The organism is Calditerrivibrio sp., assembly GCA_026415135.1.
GTDB lineage: Bacteria > Chrysiogenota > Deferribacteres > Deferribacterales > Calditerrivibrionaceae > Calditerrivibrio.
Window position 1 is genome coordinate 1 of the sequence record JAOAHS010000041.1, and the last position, 20768, is coordinate 20768.

At 37.9% G+C, this 20768-nt stretch carries 17 protein-coding genes and 1 tRNA gene; 6 read left to right on the forward strand and 12 right to left on the reverse strand.

Annotation, left to right across the window (positions count from 1 at the left end; all coding sequences use genetic code 11):
- Nucleotides 1-154 precede the first annotated feature (154 nt).
- The gene (locus tag N3C60_08250; GenBank protein ID MCX8084894.1) at nucleotides 155-409 is read right to left on the reverse strand and encodes an AAA family ATPase; all 255 of its coding nucleotides are present in this window, start codon (nucleotides 407-409) and stop codon (nucleotides 155-157) included.
- Nucleotides 410-546: 137 nt separating this feature from the next.
- Here N3C60_08250 and N3C60_08255 point away from each other — a divergent pair, with 137 nt between their 5' ends.
- Genes N3C60_08255 through N3C60_08280 form a run of 6 tightly spaced genes read left to right on the forward strand, consistent with a single transcriptional unit; the run spans nucleotide 547 to nucleotide 9336 of the window.
- Nucleotides 547-2229, forward strand: coding sequence for an AarF/UbiB family protein (locus tag N3C60_08255; protein MCX8084895.1), 1683 nt, complete (start codon nucleotides 547-549; stop codon nucleotides 2227-2229).
- 13 nt (nucleotides 2230-2242) lie between these two features.
- On the forward strand, nucleotides 2243-3847 hold the full coding sequence (locus N3C60_08260; protein MCX8084896.1) for a ribonuclease J: 1605 nt from the start codon (nucleotides 2243-2245) through the stop codon (nucleotides 3845-3847).
- The gene (locus tag N3C60_08265) at nucleotides 3834-4625 is read left to right on the forward strand and encodes an undecaprenyl-diphosphate phosphatase (GenBank protein ID MCX8084897.1); all 792 of its coding nucleotides are present in this window, start codon (nucleotides 3834-3836) and stop codon (nucleotides 4623-4625) included. Before N3C60_08260 ends, N3C60_08265 begins: the two co-directional genes overlap by 14 nt.
- On the forward strand, nucleotides 4616-6778 hold the full coding sequence (locus tag N3C60_08270; GenBank protein MCX8084898.1) for a DNA translocase FtsK: 2163 nt from the start codon (nucleotides 4616-4618) through the stop codon (nucleotides 6776-6778). The genes N3C60_08265 and N3C60_08270 overlap by 10 nt, the downstream gene beginning before the upstream one ends.
- Nucleotide 6779: 1 nt before the next feature.
- Entirely contained in the window at nucleotides 6780-8621 is a 1842-nt protein-coding gene (uvrC, locus tag N3C60_08275) for an excinuclease ABC subunit UvrC (protein ID MCX8084899.1), read from the forward strand.
- Entirely contained in the window at nucleotides 8611-9336 is a 726-nt protein-coding gene (locus tag N3C60_08280; GenBank protein ID MCX8084900.1) for an SDR family oxidoreductase, read from the forward strand. The genes uvrC and N3C60_08280 overlap by 11 nt, the downstream gene beginning before the upstream one ends.
- 39 nt (nucleotides 9337-9375) lie before the next feature.
- On the opposite strand, the gene rpoC is transcribed toward N3C60_08280, so the two are convergent.
- The 11 genes from rpoC to tuf all read right to left on the reverse strand — a co-directional run.
- Nucleotides 9376-13431: a DNA-directed RNA polymerase subunit beta' gene (rpoC, locus tag N3C60_08285; GenBank protein ID MCX8084901.1), complete on the reverse strand. Its 4056-nt coding sequence runs from the start codon at nucleotides 13429-13431 to the stop codon at nucleotides 9376-9378.
- A 22-nt stretch (nucleotides 13432-13453) separates the two neighbouring features.
- Complete coding sequence (gene rpoB / locus N3C60_08290; GenBank protein ID MCX8084902.1) at nucleotides 13454-17398, reverse strand: DNA-directed RNA polymerase subunit beta; 3945 nt, start codon at nucleotides 17396-17398, stop codon at nucleotides 13454-13456.
- 89 nt (nucleotides 17399-17487) lie between these two features.
- Entirely contained in the window at nucleotides 17488-17871 is a 384-nt protein-coding gene (gene rplL, locus N3C60_08295; protein ID MCX8084903.1) for a 50S ribosomal protein L7/L12, read from the reverse strand.
- A 13-nt stretch (nucleotides 17872-17884) separates the two neighbouring features.
- Nucleotides 17885-18403: a 50S ribosomal protein L10 gene (gene rplJ, locus N3C60_08300; GenBank protein MCX8084904.1), complete on the reverse strand. Its 519-nt coding sequence runs from the start codon at nucleotides 18401-18403 to the stop codon at nucleotides 17885-17887.
- A gap of 96 nt (nucleotides 18404-18499) precedes the next feature.
- Nucleotides 18500-19201, reverse strand: a complete 702-nt coding sequence (gene rplA, locus N3C60_08305; GenBank protein ID MCX8084905.1) for a 50S ribosomal protein L1 — start codon at nucleotides 19199-19201, stop codon at nucleotides 18500-18502.
- Nucleotides 19202-19214: 13 nt separating this feature from the next.
- The gene (rplK, locus tag N3C60_08310) at nucleotides 19215-19640 is read right to left on the reverse strand and encodes a 50S ribosomal protein L11 (GenBank protein ID MCX8084906.1); all 426 of its coding nucleotides are present in this window, start codon (nucleotides 19638-19640) and stop codon (nucleotides 19215-19217) included.
- A 13-nt stretch (nucleotides 19641-19653) separates the two neighbouring features.
- Entirely contained in the window at nucleotides 19654-20178 is a 525-nt protein-coding gene (gene nusG / locus N3C60_08315) for a transcription termination/antitermination protein NusG (protein MCX8084907.1), read from the reverse strand.
- A 2-nt stretch (nucleotides 20179-20180) separates the two neighbouring features.
- Entirely contained in the window at nucleotides 20181-20363 is a 183-nt protein-coding gene (gene secE / locus N3C60_08320; GenBank protein MCX8084908.1) for a preprotein translocase subunit SecE, read from the reverse strand.
- An 18-nt stretch (nucleotides 20364-20381) separates the two neighbouring features.
- Nucleotides 20382-20457 (reverse strand) — tRNA-Trp (locus N3C60_08325).
- 11 nt (nucleotides 20458-20468) lie between these two features.
- Entirely contained in the window at nucleotides 20469-20618 is a 150-nt protein-coding gene (gene rpmG, locus N3C60_08330) for a 50S ribosomal protein L33 (GenBank protein ID MCX8084909.1), read from the reverse strand.
- 8 nt (nucleotides 20619-20626) lie between these two features.
- Nucleotides 20627-20768 (reverse strand): elongation factor Tu (gene tuf, locus N3C60_08335; GenBank protein MCX8084910.1); only part of this gene is annotated, 142 nt, incomplete at its 5' end.

Genomic DNA, 20768 nt, shown 5'->3' on the forward strand with positions numbered 1-20768 from the left:
ACCTAATACCTTCCTCATAAGGGATAGATGCAAATATCGAACTTACAACAGAAATAAATCCAGCCACATCACCTACTGATAACTTGTCATATATCTTCTTATAAACATTATACTCATCCTAAGAAAAACTCTTAAATCTGATTAAAGTCTATTTTTACAACTGGATAAAATCCCCAATCATAATCCGACTCATATATCCACTACCCTTTGAAAGATCTTTGTTCCCTTTAAAGACCTGCTCCAGCGTGGATACCAACAAAGATTTTCCAATCCGGCGAGGGCAAGAAAGGAAGTAATGCTTGGAAGATGTTAATAGCTTATATACAAATTGCGTCTTATCCACGTACAAAAAATCCTCATTGATGAGGTTTGCCAGATTTGATTCACCTATAGGTAGTCTTTTCTTCATAATTTAATTCTAACATTGACAAAAAACCATTTCAATAGTTTTATAATCAATGCAGCCATCTAAAATCTACAAAAATTCTAATCTTTAGTTCAACAAATCCTTTTTGACATCAAAAGATATTTTGTATATAATATGCTATGATAACATTACACAAAACCATAGGTAACGCAAAAAGAATCCGAGATATCGCAAAAGCTTTCCTTAAATATGGATTTGGTCCTCTTATTTATGAGCTAAACCTTGCACCTGTCTTAGGTTTTTTTATGCGATTTATAGCACCGAGACAAAAAAAGGAGATTATGGACCTCCCCCCAGGTATACGATTTAGAAAACTACTGGAAGAACTCGGAACAACCTACATAAAATTTGGCCAATTCTTAGCGACACGCCCTGATATATTAGGAGAGGAGATTATTCAAGAGTTAAAAAAGTTACAAGATGATACCCCATATTTCCCCTTTTCAGAGATTAAACCTATAATACAAAAATCCTTTGGGAAACCATTAAACGAAATCTTCCTATATTTTGATGAAATACCTATAGCATCAGCATCCATAGCTCAAGTTCATAGAGCTATACTTTTAGATGGTACAGAAGTTGCAGTTAAAATAAAAAAACCTGGAGTAAAGGAACTTGTCGAACAGGATATAGACATCCTCCACTTTATAGCCAGCATTTCTGAAAAATATATACAAGAAGCCAAACAGATTCAGTTAAAAAAGATTGTAGATGAAATGGCAGAACAGATTTACAGGGAATTAAATTTTGAACTAGAAGCCTTTTACATAGAAAAGTTTAGTGACTTTTTCAAAGATAATGTCTATTTAATTTTTCCAAAGGTTATAAAACCATTATCCAATGATAAAATCATCACGATGAGTCTCATAAAAGGTGCTAGAATAGATGATGTGGAAACACTCAGATCAAAAGGATTCGATCTACATAAAATAGCCAACAATGGAGTCCATTTTTACATGAAACAGGTTTTTGAGTTTGGCTTTTTCCACGCTGATCCCCACCCCGGAAATATACTCATTACTGATGAAGGAAAACTCGCTGTATTAGACTTTGGTATTATAGGTAAAATAGATTCAAAACTTTTAGAGCATCTTAGCGCAGTATTTATACATTTGATTAGATTAGATATTGATAGCCTTGTAGATGATATGATAGATTTTGGAGTAATTGATGAACATATGGATATAAGAAAGATAAAGTTGGATCTTATGGACATTATTCTACCAGTCTATGGTAAAAACATCGGAGAGATAGATACTTTGAAGATGTTCCAGCACATCATAACCATTGGTAGGAAATATCGATTTAATTTCCCCATCGATTATCTTTATATTATAAAAACTTTTTCGTTTCTCGAAGGTATAGGTAAAAAACTCGATCCAGATTTCAACGTTTTAAACTTTGCAAAACCCTATGCCAAAAAAATAATAAGAAATAGGTATTCATACAAGGCCTTTATCTCCCGATCAATTAAGAACTTAAAAGGTTACTCTGAAATAATAGAAACTATTCCAGACCATTATAAAAAAATTGTTAGTAAGATAATAGATGACAAAATTACATTTAATTTTGTTCATAAAGGATTAGATAAATACTCAAATCAGATTGATAAATCAGTCAATAGACTTGCATTTAGTATAGTTATAGCTGGAACAATTTTAGCTTCATCCATTATGATTTATTCAAATATTGGCCCTAAGCTTTTCGGCATACCTTTTTTTGGGTTGGCTGGATTTTTTATTTCAGTGTTTTTTGGTTTGGGGCTTATTATTGGGATCATAAGATCAGGAAAACTATGGTGAAATAGGAGTTTTAGTGGAAATATCTGTTTCTTTTTTAGGTGGTGCAGGAGAGATAGGTAGCAATTGTTATCTTTATGAAACAAAAGATAGCGCAATCCTTGTGGATTGTGGGCTAAAATTCTTTCAAGCTGAATATATGGGGATAGATTTCACCATCCCCAGCTTTGAATATTTAGAAACAATTAGAAAAAAATTAAAGGCAGTTATCGTAACCCACGGTCATGAAGATCACATCGGGGCACTACCATATCTTTTTAAATATTTTCCGATACCAGTGTATGCTGGAGACTATGCTTTAAGACTGATAAAGCATAAAATAGCCCAATCGAAATATAGACCATCCTCAACCACCGTAGTGTCAGATGGGGATGTTATCGATATAGATGATTTTACAATAGAGTTTATAGAAGTGAACCATTCTATACCAAACACCTTTTTTCTTGCTATAAGACACAAAAACAACCAAATACTCCACTGTGGAGATTTTAGAGTAGAAGATTCACCTATATTAGGTGCTCCATTCCCTTGGGAAAGATTGAATAAAATGAAAGGTAAAATAGATATTCTTCTTGTGGATAGCACCAATGCTCTAAGCGAATCAGAAGATGAAAAAGAATCAGAACTTAGAAGCAAACTCATAAAGATATTCCAAGAACTCAAAGGTAGGGTTTTTATCACAACATTTTCCACTAATATAAGTAGAGTAAAGATAATAATAGATGCTTGCCTAAGCACTAACAGAAAGCTCATTATAGAGGGGAACTCTTTTCTTAAAAACATAAACATCGCCCGGGACCTATCTTATATATCTATACCAGAAGACTTCATAATCCCCCTTGAAAAGATAGACCTTTACGAACCAAAACAATTATGTTTTCTGGTAACAGGTTGTCAGGGTGAACCAAACAGCAGTCTTGCCAAAATTGTCAATTTGGAGCGAAAAAAACTGAGAACAATGCCAAACGATACATTTATTTTCTCATCAACCACTATCCCCGGAAATGAGAAAAGTATAAATAAAATAATAAACGAGATCTACCTAAATAAAGGCAAGGTCATAAGAGGCCTACACATATCTGGTCATGCAAACCGTAAATGGTTAATCACTCTGATTAAATCTTTATCACCAAGATGGGTAATTCCCATTCATGGCGAAATAATTCATCAAAGGATCTTAGAGGAGATTTTAGAAAAAGAGGGGCTGTCTCAACCTATATTTGTACAAAACGGCCATAAGGTGACCTTCAAAAACAATGATTTTACGATATTTTCTATACCATTCGGAGTAACGTACATCGATCAAAGAGGAGGATTTGAGTATAACGATGAACTTTTTAAAGAAAAAAAACATCTATCAAGGGATGGTTTGATCACAATCTTATATGATGAAAAAAACATATATTTTGATACAGCAGGATTTAAACTAACCAACGAACTTGACATAAAACTTAAAAGGTATATAAAAGATAACATGGAAAATTTAAAGCAAACTATAACCAACAACGAGGAATTAAAAACCATTGTAACCCTATTTGTACGAAAATTTTTTAAAAAGAATCTCGATAAACGGCCTGTGGTAAAAGTATTTATTAAGGAGGATTTCGATGGGAATACTTGAATCGATTCTATTGGGCGTTTTACAAGGTCTTACTGAATTTCTACCCATTAGCAGTTCTGGTCATCTTGTAATAGCTCAATCACTTTTAAAAAACTTTCAAGAACCTTCTCTGCTATACGATACAATACTTCATTTTGCAACGTTTTGCACAGTCTTACTCTATTTTAGAAATAGAATATCCCGTCTGATCAAAGCTGCATTAGGCTTCTTTCTACCCAAATACAGAATAATCTATTATGACAACAAACGTTTTCTTTGGGCTATATTTGCAGCAAGTATACCCACTGCCATTATCGGTCTTTTTCTTAAAAAATATTCAGAAACATTATTTAACACTACTGTATATGCAGGTTATGGTCTGATTATAACATCTATTTTACTGATCTTATCCGACAGATTTAACGGCAGAAACCCTGTTGATACAAAAAAGGGTTTTTGGGTTGGTGTTATGCAGGGGATTGCTGTAATACCTGGCATATCAAGATCCGGTTCTACTATATCTGTTGCACTTATGCTTGGGATTAAAAGAGAAGAAGCGGTAGAATTTTCATTTCTCATGGCTTTGCCAGCTGTTTTTGGTGCTACATTATTACAGGTAAAAGATATTACAACCATCGAATCCGAACAGATAATCTTTTATATAGTAGGAGCAATTGCTGCTTTTGTTTCTGCTTTTTTTGCTATTCATATAATGATCAAGATTGTAAAGAAAGCAAATCTAAAATTCTTTGCCCTCTACTGCCTGATATTAGGTATCATAACTGTGGTATGGCTGTAAAAAAAAGTCATAGCTACACAACAGAAAAATTCAAATTTGACACCCTAATAATAATCTCCATAGCATTATCAGTTATGATAGGGATGGCCATCTTTTCATACGATCCTGATGATCCATCATATAGCACGATTGTACTACAAAAAGACAATCCCGAGGTTACAAATCTACTTGGGAAATTTGGAAGCTACCTATCAGATTGGATAATTACCTATATAGGATTATCTGCCCTTATTTTACCTATTCTTGTTTTCATACTCTGTTTTCAACTTTATCAGTTCAGAAACACAAGAGGCTTAAGGGGCTATAAGCTAATACTAAACCTTTTTTTTATGACATTACTGATAATCGCCATTTCTGGGCTTTCAGGTGTTTATTTTGAAAGGGATCCCATATACCATGAAAAGCCATCAGGTGGTATAATAGGTCTTTTTATAAAGCTTATCATATTACCTCTTCTCGGTAAATTAGGTGCAATAATCATGTTGGGTACATCCTTGATTATAAGTTTATCATTTTTAATGAAGTTCTCCTTTGTGGATCTCTTCATTCATATAGCCAGACTTGCAAAAAATGCTGTAAAAAAAGAATCCGATGTTACTGTAGATGATACATTAGAAGAACAGATGGAGCAAATTATAGAAGAACCTATCATTAAAGCAACAAAACCAGAAACAAAACAAGAAAATTCTATCATAGAAGAAAAACCAGAACAAATCCTACATATCAAGTCGCAAAAAATAAGATCAGAAAAAACCTATTTCATTCCTGAGGATTTTTTACGAGAACCAGAAAAGTCAGAAGCCTCAGAATCTATCCAAGAGTTGAAAATTAAAGGGAAATTATTAGAGGAGAAATTACTTGACTTTGGTGTGCAAGGTAAAGTCAAAGAAATTCAACCTGGACCGATTGTAACACTTTTTGAGTTTGAGCCAGCACCAGGTATTAAAATCAGTAGGATTTCTGGTTTAGAAAGCGATCTCGCCCTTGCAATGAGCGCTTTAAGCGTAAGAATCATAGCCCCAATACCTGGCAAGTCTGTCATAGGCATTGAGCTACCTAACAAAAAAAGAAACACTGTCTATATCAAGGAACTTATCACTTCCAAAGAGTTTAAAGAGTCAAATGCAACCTTAGCCATCATATTGGGCAAGGATATCGCAGGCAAACCTTATATAGCAGACCTCACCAAAATGCCACACCTACTTATAGCAGGAACAACTGGCAGTGGTAAATCAGTAGCAGTAAATACAATAATATGTTCCCTTTTATACAAATGCCCACCTGATTATGTAAAATTTGCACTTATAGATCCAAAGATGGTAGAATTAAATGTCTATGATGGTATACCCCACCTTGCTGCTCCAGTGGTGGTAGACCCCCACAAAGCATCAAAACTACTTAAAAATGTTGTTACAGAGATGGAGAGTAGGTACGCTACCCTTGCCGAACACAAAGTAAGAAACATAGAATCATATAATAAAATTGCTGAATCAAATCCTGAACTTACAAAAATGCCATATCTTGTAATAATCGTTGATGAATTTGCTGATCTTATGATTGTAGCCGGTAAAGAGGTAGAACAATCCATTATCCGAATTGCTCAGATGGCAAGAGCTGTGGGTATTCACCTAATTCTTGCCACCCAGAGACCATCTGTAAATGTTATCACCGGTATAATTAAAGCAAATATGCCAGCAAGACTTTCTTTTAGGGTGTCTTCTAAAACAGATTCCAGAACTGTTCTTGATCAAAATGGTGCTGAGATGCTCCTGGGTAAAGGTGATGCCCTTTTTATACCACCTGGTAGCAGTGATCCTGTCAGAATCCATGGTTGTTTTGTAGATGAAACAGAGATCAATCAAATTGTGGAATACCTAAAACAGTTCGGAGAGCCCCAGTTCAATGAAGAGCTTGTTGTATTTGATACACATGAATCAGAGGATACCATAAGTGATGAAGATTTAGACGAGAAGTATTACGAAGCCCTTGAACTGGTGAAATCAAAAGGGGTTGCCTCCATATCCATGATACAGCGCTATCTCAAGATAGGTTACAACAGGGCAGCAAGAATAATGGAGATTATGGAAAAACAAGGGATCGTAGGTCCAAGCGATGGAACCTCAAAACCAAGGGAGGTACTCATAAAAGATTAAAATGGAACTTATAAACCTTGATGAAATCCCAGAATCACCAGGTGTTTATACATTTTTAGATACTTCAGACAGAATCATATATGTTGGTAAAGCAGTAAATCTTAGAAAAAGAGTGGCATCATATTTCAGCAATACAATAAAATCACCCAAAACCATTCAGATGGTTTCAACTGCTAAAGATCTAAAATTTATAGTCACCAAGAATGAGGTGGAAGCCTTACTCCTTGAAAACAATATCATAAAAACTGAAAAACCCAAATACAACGTTCGTCTAAAAGATGCCAAAAGTTACCCATTCATAAAGCTAACAAAGGAGAAATACCCAAAAATAACAATAACCCGTGACACAAAGGATAAAGACGCCTTCTATTATGGACCATTTGTAAGTGCTTCTGACATCAGAGGGGTTTTACTGGAGCTACTCAAGCTATTCCCGGTGAGAACATGTTCAGAAACAACATTTAAAAAGGGGAAAATCTGTTTAAATTATCAGATCAAACAATGCTCAGGTCCCTGTGAAGGGCTAATAAGTGATGAACATTACAATAGGATTGTAGATGATCTCAAAACTTTTTTTAGCGGCAAGGTGGTTGACATAAAAGAAAGATTGAAGGAAAAGATGTTACAATACTCCCAAAATCTTATGTTTGAAGATGCAGCAAAAATCAGGGATAAAATTAAAGCATTAGATACACTCTTTGAAAAACAAAGTGTTGTAGAGCTATCGGATAAAAATTTTGATCTTTTCATATTAGAAGAAGATGATCTGTTTCTCATTCTCTGCAGTGTGTTTATTAGAAATGGTAAGATTATAGGGATAAAAGTAGATTTTATTGATTTTGAAGATGATTTTGATATCTCCAGCTATATTCTTCAATATTACTCCATTACCCAACAGGTGCCAGATGAAATTGCCATATATATAAACAGATCCCCAGTTTTAGAAAACAATGCCCTTTTAGAAGCCATTAAAGAGGCTACAGGTATGCAAACATCTCTAAAGAAATATGTCTCTAAAAACATCATAGACCTTTCTTTGGAAAATATAAAACAACAAAAAGAACATATCTTAAAGAAAAAAGATACCCTTTTCGCAGCATTAACCAAACTAAAACAGCTTATAAACATTACCACCCCCATAGAACAGCTAACTATAGAGTGTATAGACATCTCCCATCTATACGGTAATAACACTGTAGGTGCTTCCATCTGCTGGTGTCATGGTGATTTTATCAAAAAAAGATATAGACGGTATAAAATTAAACAAGCATTAAACAACGATTTTGAATCCATATATGAAGTTATGATGAGGAAAGCAAAAAATATAATCGAAGGGAACGAAGAGGGGGCTGATATCTATCTCATAGATGGAGGTCCAGGCCAACTTAATGCTGCCCTCAAAGCGTTGAAAGAAAATGGGCTACAAATACCGATTTTGGCAATATCTAAAGGCAGATCAAAAAGGGGCCTTAGGTTCAGCTCAGATGAATCTATTGAGCAACTCCATATACCAAACAGAAAAAATCCTATATCCTTTAAAAAAAATGATCCCTTGCTACTCCTTTTACAGAAAATAAGGGATGAAGCCCATAGATTTGTAATAAGCTACATGAGGAGTAGTTACGAAAAGCTCCTTTTTCGATCAGATATACTTTCAATTAAAGGTATTGGTGAAAAAAGATTAAAAAAAATCCTTTCATTATACCCTGATATCAAAGAGATAAAACATATACCCGTTACAACCTTATCAAAAACTTGCGGCATCCCGATAGATGTTGCCCAAAAGCTAATGGAACATATTGATAAGGCTATAAAAAACAAGGAGGATAACAATGACACTTGAAGGTAAAAAAATACTTATAACAGGTGCAAGTAAAGGGATTGGCGCATCTTTGGCTAAAAAGCTTGCTGATAAAAAAGCGACTCTTTTGTTAACAGCAAGAAGTATGAGTAAAGCCACCGAATTAATAGCCGATCTACAAAAAAAAGAGATCTCTTTTTACACCTTTGATGCGGATCTTTCAAAAGAGGAAGATATAAAAAGTATGTACTACTATTTCACATCAAAAGTAGAAGGTCTTGATATACTGATAAACAACGCAGGACGAGGTATCTACAAACCGATCACAGACGAAACAGCAAAAACTATCAGAGATATTCTAAATCTAAACCTCTTCGGCCTTATCTATACCACAGCCCTCTTTTCCAAAACTATTATTGAAAACAGAGGAACAATTGTAAATATAGCTTCAGTAGCTGGCAGAAAAGGGTTTACAGGTTTGTCCACCTATTGTGCCTCAAAATGGGGTGTTGTAGGATTTTCAGAAAGCCTAAGGGATGAACTCTGTAGTAAAAATGTCAGGGTAATAACTGTAGAACCGGGTCTTGTGGACACAGAATGGGGGGAAGAGCTACCGGAAGGGTTTGTCCAATACAAAAAATCCGTTAATATGCTTACACCAGAGGATGTGGCAAACACCATAGTCTTCGCCTTAGAACAGCCAGAGCATGTCAGTATGAATGAAATACTGATTAGACCTACTAACCAGCCAAGATAAAATATATATCATAAAAAAAGGGGGGCCTAAGCCCCCAGTTTAGCCATTTTTGATAAATTTATACTTCTCTGATTGTAAATAGCTGGAACCAGTACCCGCAGGGATTAATCTACCCATGATAACGTTCTCTTTTAATCCTCTAAGATAATCCACTTTACCTAAACATGCCGCATCTGTTAACACACGGGTTGTTTCCTGGAAGCTTGCAGCTGATATAAAGCTTTCAGTATTCAGAGCAGCCTTTGTAATCCCCTGCAAAATAACCTTACCCTTTGGTGGAACAAGCCCTTGAGCCAAAAGCTCCTGCTGCACTTTTATAAACTCATGCTTATATACCTCTTCATTAGGCATAAAATCAGAATCACCGGGATCCTCTATCATAACCTTTTTTAGCATCTGCTTTACAATAACCTCTATGTGTTTGTCATTGATCGTAACACCTTGTTTACGGTATACCGTCTGTATCTCGTTTACGAGGTATTTCTGCAGTTCATCTTCCCCCAATATGGCCAGAATATCATGGGGGTTTACAAGACCATCCACAATCTGCTCACCTGCTTTTATCCTATCACCATTTCTTACGTTGATATACTTCTGAACAGATATGTTGTACGTTTTTTTATCACCGGTTTCAGGGTTTTCAATGGTAACTTTTCTCATACCTTTTGAAATACCTTCGATCTTCACTATACCGTCTATTTCAGCAATAATCGCTGATTCCTTTGGTTTTCTAGCTTCAAAAAGCTCCGATACTCTCGGAAGACCCACAGTGATGTCCTTTGTCTTCATTGTTTCTTTTGGGATCTTAGCGATTATATCACCAGGAAGAACATACGAACCTTCATCACAGTTTATAATTGCTCCAACAGGCAGTATATATCTGTGTATCGTTTTGTTGTCTTTATCTTTTATAGAAATTCGTGGTTGTCTCTTTTCTCTGGTATTACTGATAATGATCTTTTGGGATACACCGGTAATCTGGTCTATCTCCTCCTTCAAAGTTTCCCCTTCTATAATATCACCGTATGCCACACGACCTTCATACTCAGTCAGAATAACAGAAACATACGGATCCCACTCTGCAAGCATTGCCCCTTGCTTAACCTCATCCCCTTCAGCCACATGTAACCTTGTACCGTAAGTCACTACAAATTTTTCCAATATTCTACCGTTTTTATCTACAAGCTGCAATAAGCCATTCCTGTTCATCACAACGTTTTGACCAAACCTATTCTTAATCACCTTTACATCCACAAGCTGAACAATACCACCAAATTTAGCATGGATATTGGAAGCCTCAGTGGTAGTAGAAGCCGCACCACCAATATGGAAGGTTCTCATCGTAAGCTGAGTACCCGGTTCACCTATAGATTGAGCAGCAATTATACCAACAGCTTCCCCAATCTCTACTGGTCGCTTGGTAGCAAGATCCATACCGTAGCAGTACTTACAAACACCATGTTCAAGTTCACAGGTAAGCACACTTCTAATCTTTATCCTATCTATGGCACGCTCTTCCAATATTTTTACAGTTTTATCATCTATCAAAGTGTTGGCTGGCACTATGAGTTCATCGGTTATAGGGTCGTAAACATCATCCAATGTGTACCTACCATATACCCTTTCACCAAGAGGTTCTATAATTTCACTACCTTCCATAAGGGCTGTCATCTCAATACCTCTAATGGTGCCACAATCCTCTTCCATCACTATAACATCTTGGGAAACATCCACAAGTCTTCTTGTCAGATATCCAGCATTAGCAGTTTTCAGTGCAGTGTCAGCAAGACCTTTTCTTGCACCATGGGTAGAGTTGAAATATTCTGAAACTGTGAGACCTTCCCTAAAGTTTGAGATAATTGGTGTCTCAATAATCTCACCGGATGGTTTAGCCATAAGACCCCTCATGCCTGCAAGCTGGCTAATCTGGGCTTTACTACCCCTTGCACCCGAGTGGGCCATAACATAAATGGGGTTGTAAAATCTTTTCCTCTTCTCCGTTTGGGACTTATCACCACCCTGCTCTTCAATCGTCTTCATAAGATGGGCAGCTATTTTATCGTTTGTGGTGGACCATATCTCTATGATCTGGTTGTATCGTTCACCTTTGGTCAAAGCACCTTCCCTGTAACTTTCCTCTATCTGAAGAACACTCTGCATTGCAGCATCGATCAGTTCCTGTTTTTCCTTTGGGATAATCAGGTCATCGATACATATAGAAAACCCTGCCATAGTAGAATATTTAAAACCAAGATCTTTTAAGTTATCAAGAAATTTTGCAGTTTCGTAATTACCCAGCTTATTATAGATCTCCTCCACCATCTTTGTAATCTTTTTCTTCTCCAATACGTCATTTACTATATCAAAAGGCAGCTCCTTAGGTACTATCTGATAAAGGATGACCCTACCTGTTGTGGTATCGTAAATCTTTCCATTGATTCTAACTTTGATAAAGGCATTTATATCGACAACACCCTGATCGTATGCGACAATCACCTCTTCTTCGGAACTAAAGATCATCCCCTCACCTTTAGCATTCTTAACCCCTCGACTTAAATAGTATATCCCCAATACCATGTCCTGTGTAGGAACAGCGAGGGGTTTACCACTTGCAGGGGAAAGTATGTTATACGGGGCAAGCATAAGTACCTTTGCCTCGAGTTGGGCATCTATAGACAATGGCACATGAACAGCCATCTGGTCTCCGTCAAAGTCGGCGTTAAAAGCTGGACAAACGAGGGGGTGCAGTTGAATAGCTTTACCTTCTACAAGTACAGGTTCAAAAGCCTGAATACCTAATCTATGTAAGGTAGGGGCTCTGTTTAGCAACACAGGGTGTTCTTTAATAACCTCTTCCAGTACATCCCAGACCTCTTCACGCTGCTCTTCAACCATCCTCTTAGCTTGTTTTATAGTCAGCGCGAGCCCTTTTTCCTTTTCAAGTTTGTAGTAGATAAAAGGCTTGAAAAGCTCGAGGGCCATAAGTTTTGGGATACCACACTGGTGCATCTTCAGATGAGGTCCAGCAACGATAACAGAACGACCTGAGTAATCTACTCTTTTACCCAAAAGGTTTTGTCTGAACCTACCCTGTTTACCCTTTATCATATCGCTAAGAGACTTAAGCGGTCTTTTGTTGGACCCTCTGATGATTCTACCTCTTCTACCATTATCAAAAAGGGCATCAACAGCCTCTTGAAGCATCCTCTTTTCATTACGTATAATGATCTCGGGAGCATTTAGCTCTATCAAACGTTTAAGTCTATTATTCCTATTTATAACCCTTCTATAGAGATCATTTAAATCACTTGTAGCAAATCTACCCCCATCGAGGGGAACAAGGGGCCTAAGTTCCGGTGGTATTACAGGTATAACATCCATCACCATCCATTCCGGCTTATTGCCACTTTTTCTAAAGGCTTCCATCACTTTGAGCCTTTTGGCGATCTTGACCTTTTTCTGTTCACTATTTGTTTCCCTTAGCTCAGCTTTGAGTTCAGGTATAGCAATATCCAAATCTATCTTTTTGAGCAGATCCTTAATCGCCTCAGCACCCATTTTAGCTACTATTGAATTTGGACCATACTTATCTATGATCTGCCTGTATCTCTCCTCACTGATAACCTCATTTTCAGCTACCTCTTTCACCTGTTTGGGATCGATAACAACATACGATTCAAAATACACAATCCTCTCTATATCCTTTACACTCATATCCAATATAGTTCCAATTCGGCTGGGGGAGCTTTTGAAAAACCAGATGTGCACAACAGGTGAAGCAAGCTCAATATGCCCCATCCTTTCCCTTCTCACCTTTGACTGGATAACCTCAACCCCACATTTTTCGCAAACAATACCCCTATGTTTCATCCTCTTGTATTTACCACAAAGACATTCCCAATCCTTCACAGGACCAAATATCTTTGCACAAAACAGTCCATCCCTTTCCGGCTTAAATGTTCTGTAATTTATAGTCTCAGGTTTTGTCACTTCACCGTTTGACCACTCACGGATCTTTTCTGGTGACGCTATCTTTATCCTTATTGCATCAAAAAAAGTCGGGCTCTTTTCTTGATTTAAAATTTCTTTTGCCATATTTAAATGAGCCCTCCATTATTTATTTTTCATCATCAGATAAATCTTCTTTCTTCAAAAGTTCCACGTCAAGCCCCAAGCCCTGCATCTCTTTTATGAGTACGTGGAAAGATTCCGGCATACTCGGTTTGAAGCTAAAGTTACCATTTACTATCGACTCATAAACCCTTGTACGCCCTTCCACATCATCAGACTTAACCGTAAGCATTTCCTGAAGGATATTCGAAGCCCCATAAGCTTCGAGAGCCCAAACCTCCATTTCACCCAATCTCTGACCACCAAACTGAGCCTTACCACCAAGCGGCTGCTGGGTAACGAGAGAATAAGGACCCGTAGATCTTGCATGCATTTTCGTCTCAACCAGGTGATGAAGCTTCATCATATACATCACCCCTACAGTGACCTCCTGCTCAAAACGCTCACCTGTTCTACCATCGTAAAGGACAGTTTGGCCATCTTCACTAAAACCTGCTTTCCTTAATAACTCCTTTATATCTGACTCTTTGGCACCATCAAAAACAGGTGTTGCCACATAAAGCCCTAAGGCTTTTGCAGCCCAACCCAAATGGGTTTCTAAAACCTGTCCCACGTTCATCCTTGAGGGAACACCGAGGGGATTAAGCACGATCTCCACTGGTGTACCATCTGGAAGATACGGCATATCCTGCTCAGGTAGGATCCTGGATATAACACCTTTGTTACCATGGCGACCTGCCATTTTATCACCCACCATAAGCTTTCTTTTTACAGCAAGATATACCCTCACTGACTTTAAAACACCAGCAGGTAGTTCATCACCCTTTTCTATCTTAGATTTCTTCTCTTTAAACTTTTCTTCAATGGTTTTTAACTGTGCAAAATATTTATTATTTATCTTAGTGATCTCCGGTTCAACCTCTTCTCTATCCTCAATTGGCAATGCCACCAATTCAGAGTAATCTAATCTTTTCAGTACCTCTTCAGGCACAGTTGCACCTTTTTTGAAGGACTCCCCATTGAGGGTAACAGCTTTCAACAGTTTTTTACCTGAGATAACCGAAATGATAGCCATCTTTCTTGTTTCATCCAGTGTAAGCATCTCTGTTTTATATTTTCTCTGAAGTTCGTTCAATTCAGCTTTTTCCAGTTTAATGGTTCTTTCATCTTTTTCCACACCCCTTCTGGTCATGGTTATCACATCCACCACCACACCACTAATACCAGAAGGCACCCTCAACGACGCATCCTTCACATCCCCTGCCTTTTCACCAAATATTGCCCTTAAAAGCTTTTCCTCAGGGGTTGTTTGGGATTCACCCTTTGGGGTTACTTTACCCACTAAGATATCCCCCTCTTTGACTTTAGCACCTATCCTAATTATACCGCTCTCATCGAGATCTTTAAGGGCTTCTTCACTAACATTTGGAATATCCCTTGTGATCTCCTCTGGCCCAAGCTTTGTATCCCTTGCCTCAATCTCAAACTCTTCTATATGTATAGAGGTGTAAGCATCCTCTTTAACTAACTTTTGGGAAACAAGTATAGAGTCCTCATAGTTATAACCCATCCAAGGCATAAATGCCACCACCACATTTCTACCTAAAGCTAAGTCACCCCTATCGGTGGCAGGGCCATCAGCGATGATATCACCTTTTTCCACTTTTTGACCTTTCTGAACCAATGGTCTATAGTTTATGCATGTATCCTGGTTTGTTCTTCTATATTTATCTAATTCATAGACATCTATACCAAAATCCCCAGCCTCATTGTAACCTATTATTATGGTCTTTGCATCAACGTAGTGAACAACACCACTCCTTTTAGCAACAAGCACAGCTCCAGAATCTATGGCCACTTTTCTCTCCAGTCCAGTTCCTACAATCGGCGCATCGGTTTTAACCAAAGGCACACCCTGACGCTGCATGTTTGATCCCATCAGAGCCCTGTTTGCATCATCATGCTCGAGGAATGGTATCAGAGCTGTAGAGACAGAAATGATCTGATTTGGCGCAACGTCCATAAACTGAATCTCATCCTTGTGAACAGTTACGATTTCACCTTTTTTCCGGGCAATAACATATTCGTTTACAAAATTACCTGCCTCATCCAGCTTGGCATTAGCCTGAGCTATATAATAATCCTCCTCTTCAATTGCAGACATATACACCACTTCATCCGTAACCCTACCATTTTCCACCTTTCTATAGGGTGTCTCAATAAAGCCATACTCATTTACCCTTGCATATGTAGTCAATGAAGTGATAAGACCGATGTTCGGCCCTTCAGGTGTTTCGATAGGACAGAGTCTACCATAATGGGATGTATGAACGTCCCTTACCTCAAAGCCAGCTCTATCCCTATTCAAACCACCAGGCCCCAAAGCTGATAACCTTCTTTTATGGGTAATCTCACTCAACGGATTAGTCTGATCCATAAACTGGGACAACTGATAGCTACCAAAAAACTCCTTTATAGATGAAGAAAGGGGTTTTGCATTGAGCAGATCCTGAGGAGTAAGATCTTTTGTATCCTGAATACTCATCCTCTCTTTTACAGTTTTCTCCATCCTTACCATACCGATACGGATATGGTTCTGTAGCTGTTCCCCAACAGCCTTAACACGCCTATGACCCAAATGATCTATATCATCCACCTGATCTTCCTGCAACCTGATGTTATTTAATACTCTAATGGTCTCAACAACATCCTCTTTGGTAAGAATCGTTAGATCAAGGGGTTTATTGAGTTTAAGTCTTTTGTTTATCTTTAGACGCCCCACCCTTGAAAGATCATACCTTTTATCATTAAAGAAAAGATTTTCAAAATAGGTTTTAGCGGTCTCCACAGTGGCAGGTTCACCAGGTCTCATCTTTTTGTATATCTCAAGGAGTGCCTCTTCCATCGATTCAATTTTATCCGCTTCCAACATATCCCTAATGGCAGTATCACTACCAGCTTTATCTATCAAAAGAACCTCAAAATCCTCAATCCCGTGATCCTTCAACTTGTCAAGCAACTCAATGGTAATTTTAGTATTTGCTCTAACGAGCAGTTCACCATCTTTTGATACAATGTCCCTTGCAAAAAACGTATCAGCTATATCTTCATACTGGCAATCCATCTTCTTGATATTCGCTTTCAAAAGCTTTCTCACTATCGCCTTTGAAAACTTATGGCCAGCTTTGTAAATGACCTCACCATTTTCATCTTTTATATCCAAACTGTTGCGTCTACCAATTAAATCTTCAGGCTCAAAAAATCTTTCAAAATTAAGCCCCTTAAACCTCACCTTTTCCGTTTTATAAAATGTATTTAAAATATCTTGTTCTGTATATCCCAACGCCTTAAGTAGAACAGTGGACAATATCTTTCTTTTTTTGTCGATCCTTACATATATAAAGTTTTTAGTGTCAAACTCAAAATCTATCCAAGAACCCCGATAAGGGATAATGCGGGCACCGTAAAGATGTTTCTCTACTACACTTTTACCAGCCGTAAGATCTTCAAAAAAGATTCCGGGCGATCTGTGGAGCTGACTTACAATAACCCTTTCCACACCATTTATGATAAAAGTAGCCCTTTCAGTCATCAAAGGTATATCACAAAGATAAACGTCAGATTCTTTTGCCGATGAAACTACCTTTTCAGTACCATCTTCACTGTTTTCATAGCACACCAACCTTACCTTTACCTTAAGGGGTGCAGCATAAGAAGTCTTTCTTATTATAGATTCTTTAGCATCATATTTTGGCTTCTCAATGGAATAGCTAATATACTCAAGAACAGATGTCTCATTAAAATCAGATATCGGAAATATCTCTCTAAAAACCTGTTCCAAACCTTTGTTTTCCCGCTTATCTGCTGGAACATCCAGTTGTAGGAAGTCCAGATAAGAGTTCTTCTGAACCTCAACAAGGTCTGGCATATCTAATACTTTTTTTATCTTAGAAAAACTAACTCTTTGAATGGAATTGGTAGATTTATTCATTTCTCCACCTATAGGATTTATTTATGTTTTTAAAATAACTCAAAGTGAAAAAAGGAGGCTTTCGCCTCCATTTATAACACAAGTAGATATTACTTAATCTCTACAGTAGCACCAGCTTCAACAAGCGCTGCCTTGATCTTTTCAGCCTCTTCCTTCTTCACACCCTCTTTAACAGGCTTTGGAGCCTCATCGACAAGAGCCTTAGCCTCTTTAAGTCCAAGACCTGTGATCTCTCTAACAACCTTGATAACCTGTACCTTCTGAGCGCCACCGCTTACAAGGATTACATCAAACTCAGTCTTTTCTGCAGGAGCTTCAGCAGTAGCTGCAGCAGCTGCAGGAGCAGCCATCATAGCAACAGGAGCAGCAGCAGAAACACCAAACTTCTCCTCAAGCTCTTTTACAAAATTAGCAAGTTCTATTACAGTCATATTTTCGATAAACTCGATTACTTGTTCCTTAGTGATTGACATCTAAGTCCTCCGTTTAATTATTTTTTTTGTCTTTAATAGCATTAAGCACATTGAGCAAGCTTCTTGGTACGTTTGCAAGGAGAGATACAAAATTTCTGACAGGTGCACCCATGGATCCAAGCATCCTTGCAAGGAGCTCTTCCCTCGAAGGTAGATCAGCAAGTGCAATTACATCCTCTTTTGTTAATCTCTGTCCTTCGAAATACCCACATCTAATTTCAAACTTTTTGAAATCTTTTGAGAATTTCTTGAGCATTTTGGCTACTACTGTTGGCTCACCATAAACGATGGTACAGGTGGTTTGATCCTTAAGGTCACCGTCTAGTGCAGTGATATTATTTCCGTTTAACGCTTTTTTAAGCAGTCTATTTTTAACCACTCTAAAGTCATTGCCCGTTGACTTTATAGCGGAACGAATAGCTGTCAATTCGGGGAAGGTACACCCCTTATAGTCAGCTAAAAAGATTGCATTAGCTTTTTCAATTTTGGCCTTTAAGCTTTCCACCAACAATTTCTTATCATTTTTCTTCAAGATGTCCTCCTAAATCCGGCCGCATCTATGACAACCGGTTTCCGCAGGATTTATGCATAAAGCGACCTGCTTCTTTAACCAGAATTCCTTTCTTTACTATAGTTCGGTTAACACCTTTTGCTGATCGACCTTTATACCAGGTCCCATAGTGGTAGATATTGCTATACCACGCACATATTGCCCTTTTGCTGTAGCTGGTTTTGCTTTTATGAGTGTTTCTAAAAGGGCCTTGAAATTCTCTGCTAATTTGTCAACATCAAAGCTTCTCTTACCCAATGGTGCATGAATTATACCAGCTTTGTCCACCCTAAACTCAATCATACCTGATTTGAGATTCTTAACCACCTCTTTAACATTTGTTGTTACTGTTCCCACCTTAGGGTTGGGCATCAAACCCCTTGGTCCTAAAATTTTACCTAATTTACCCACTGCACCCATCATATCCGGTGTAGCCACGACCTTATCAAAATCGAGCCAACCTTCTTGGATCTTTTTAACAAGATCCTCATCGCCTACAAAATCTGCACCTGCTTCCTGAGCCTCTTTTGCCTTTTCTCCTTTTGCAAAGACCAATACTCTTACCTGCTTTCCTGTGCCATGGGGTAGCGTTACCGAACCCCTTACCATTTGATCAGCATGTCTTGGATCAACACCAAGCTTAATAGCCGCATCTACACTTTCATCAAAATTAGCAAAAGCTATCTCTTTTGCCAATTGAAGTGCCTCTTTTAAATCGTAGTACTTCAGCCTATCTACTTTTTCGGCTGCCAATTTATATCTTTTTCCTACCTTAGCCATTGTCACCCACCTCTTATAACTCTACTTCTACGCCCATGCTCTTAGCAGAACCGGCCACTATCTTCATAGCAACTTCAATATCCTTAGTATTGAGATCTGGAAGCTTTATCTCAGCTATCCTCCTCAGCTGCTCTTTGCTGAGTTTACCTATCTTTTTAGTCTTAGGGTTATCAGAGCCACTTTCTATCTTCAACTCTTTTTTAATAAGCTGAGTTACTGGTGGAGTTTTAGTTATAAACGTAAAGGACCTATCCTCATACACAGTTATTATAACAGGTATTATCATATCACCCATGTTTTGGGTAGCTGCGTTAAATGCTTTACAAAACTCCATTATATTAACACCCCTTTGACCCAATGCTGGTCCAACAGGGGGTGATGGGTTTGCTTTGCCTGCAGGAATCTGTAACTTAACCTGCCCCATTACTTTTTTTGCCATATATATCCTCCAATTATCCTACTCTTTTAATTTGTAAAAAATCCAAATCTATAGGCGTCTGCCTACCAAAAATGCTTACAATTACTCTCACCTTCTCCTTTTCAGTGTTCACATCATCCACCACACCGGTAAACCCCTGAAAAGGACCATCTATAACCTCAACAACATCACCCTTTATATATTTCAAGGCTATACGGGGTGCCTCTGACTTAGCAAGATCTATCATAGCCTTTACATCCTGCTCCGGAATCGGTACAGGGTTAACCCCACCAACAAAGCCCGTCACTTTTGGTATGGATTTTACCTTATGCCAGTTTTCAGTGTTCATTTCCATGTTTATCAGTATATACCCCGGGAAAGTACTCTTTTTACTGATCCTCTTGGTCCCTTTAACCAGTTCAACAACATTTTCAGTGGGTATCAGTATTTCGCCAAAGGAATCGTAGAGATTTTCATTTTTTATCTTCTCTTCGAGAAGCTTTTTCACCCTTTTCTCAAAACCAGAATATGTATGCACTACATACCACTGTTTAGCCATATCTAACCCACTATAAACTCTATTATTTTTGAAAGAGCCACATCTACTACCCCAAGAAACAACGCCATCAGAATAACAAAAATTATTACCACTGTCGTTGTACCAATGGTCTCATTTTTAGATGGCCATACTACTTTTTTAAGCTCTTCTTTTACTTCTTTGATAAAATTAATATACTTTTCCACAACATACCCCTTTTAAGATGGCAGGCCAAGAGGGACTCGAACCCCCAACCCCCGGTTTTGGAGACCGGTGCTCTGCCAATTGAGCTATTGGCCTAACTATATCTACTACTTGGTTTCCCTATGAACAGTATGCTTGCGATCAAATTTACAGTACTTCTTAAGCTCAAGTTTACCAGTAGTAGTTTTTTTATTTTTGGTTGTTGTGTAGTTTCTATTTTTGCACTCTGTGCAAGCCAAAGTGATTATCTCTCTCATCGCTTCCTCTACTCTATAATCTCAGTAACAACACCAGCACCGACAGTCCTACCACCTTCACGAATCGCAAACCTCAAACCCTGCTCCATAGCTATAGGCTGGATCAACTCCACAGTCGCACTTATATTATCACCAGGCATCACCATCTCT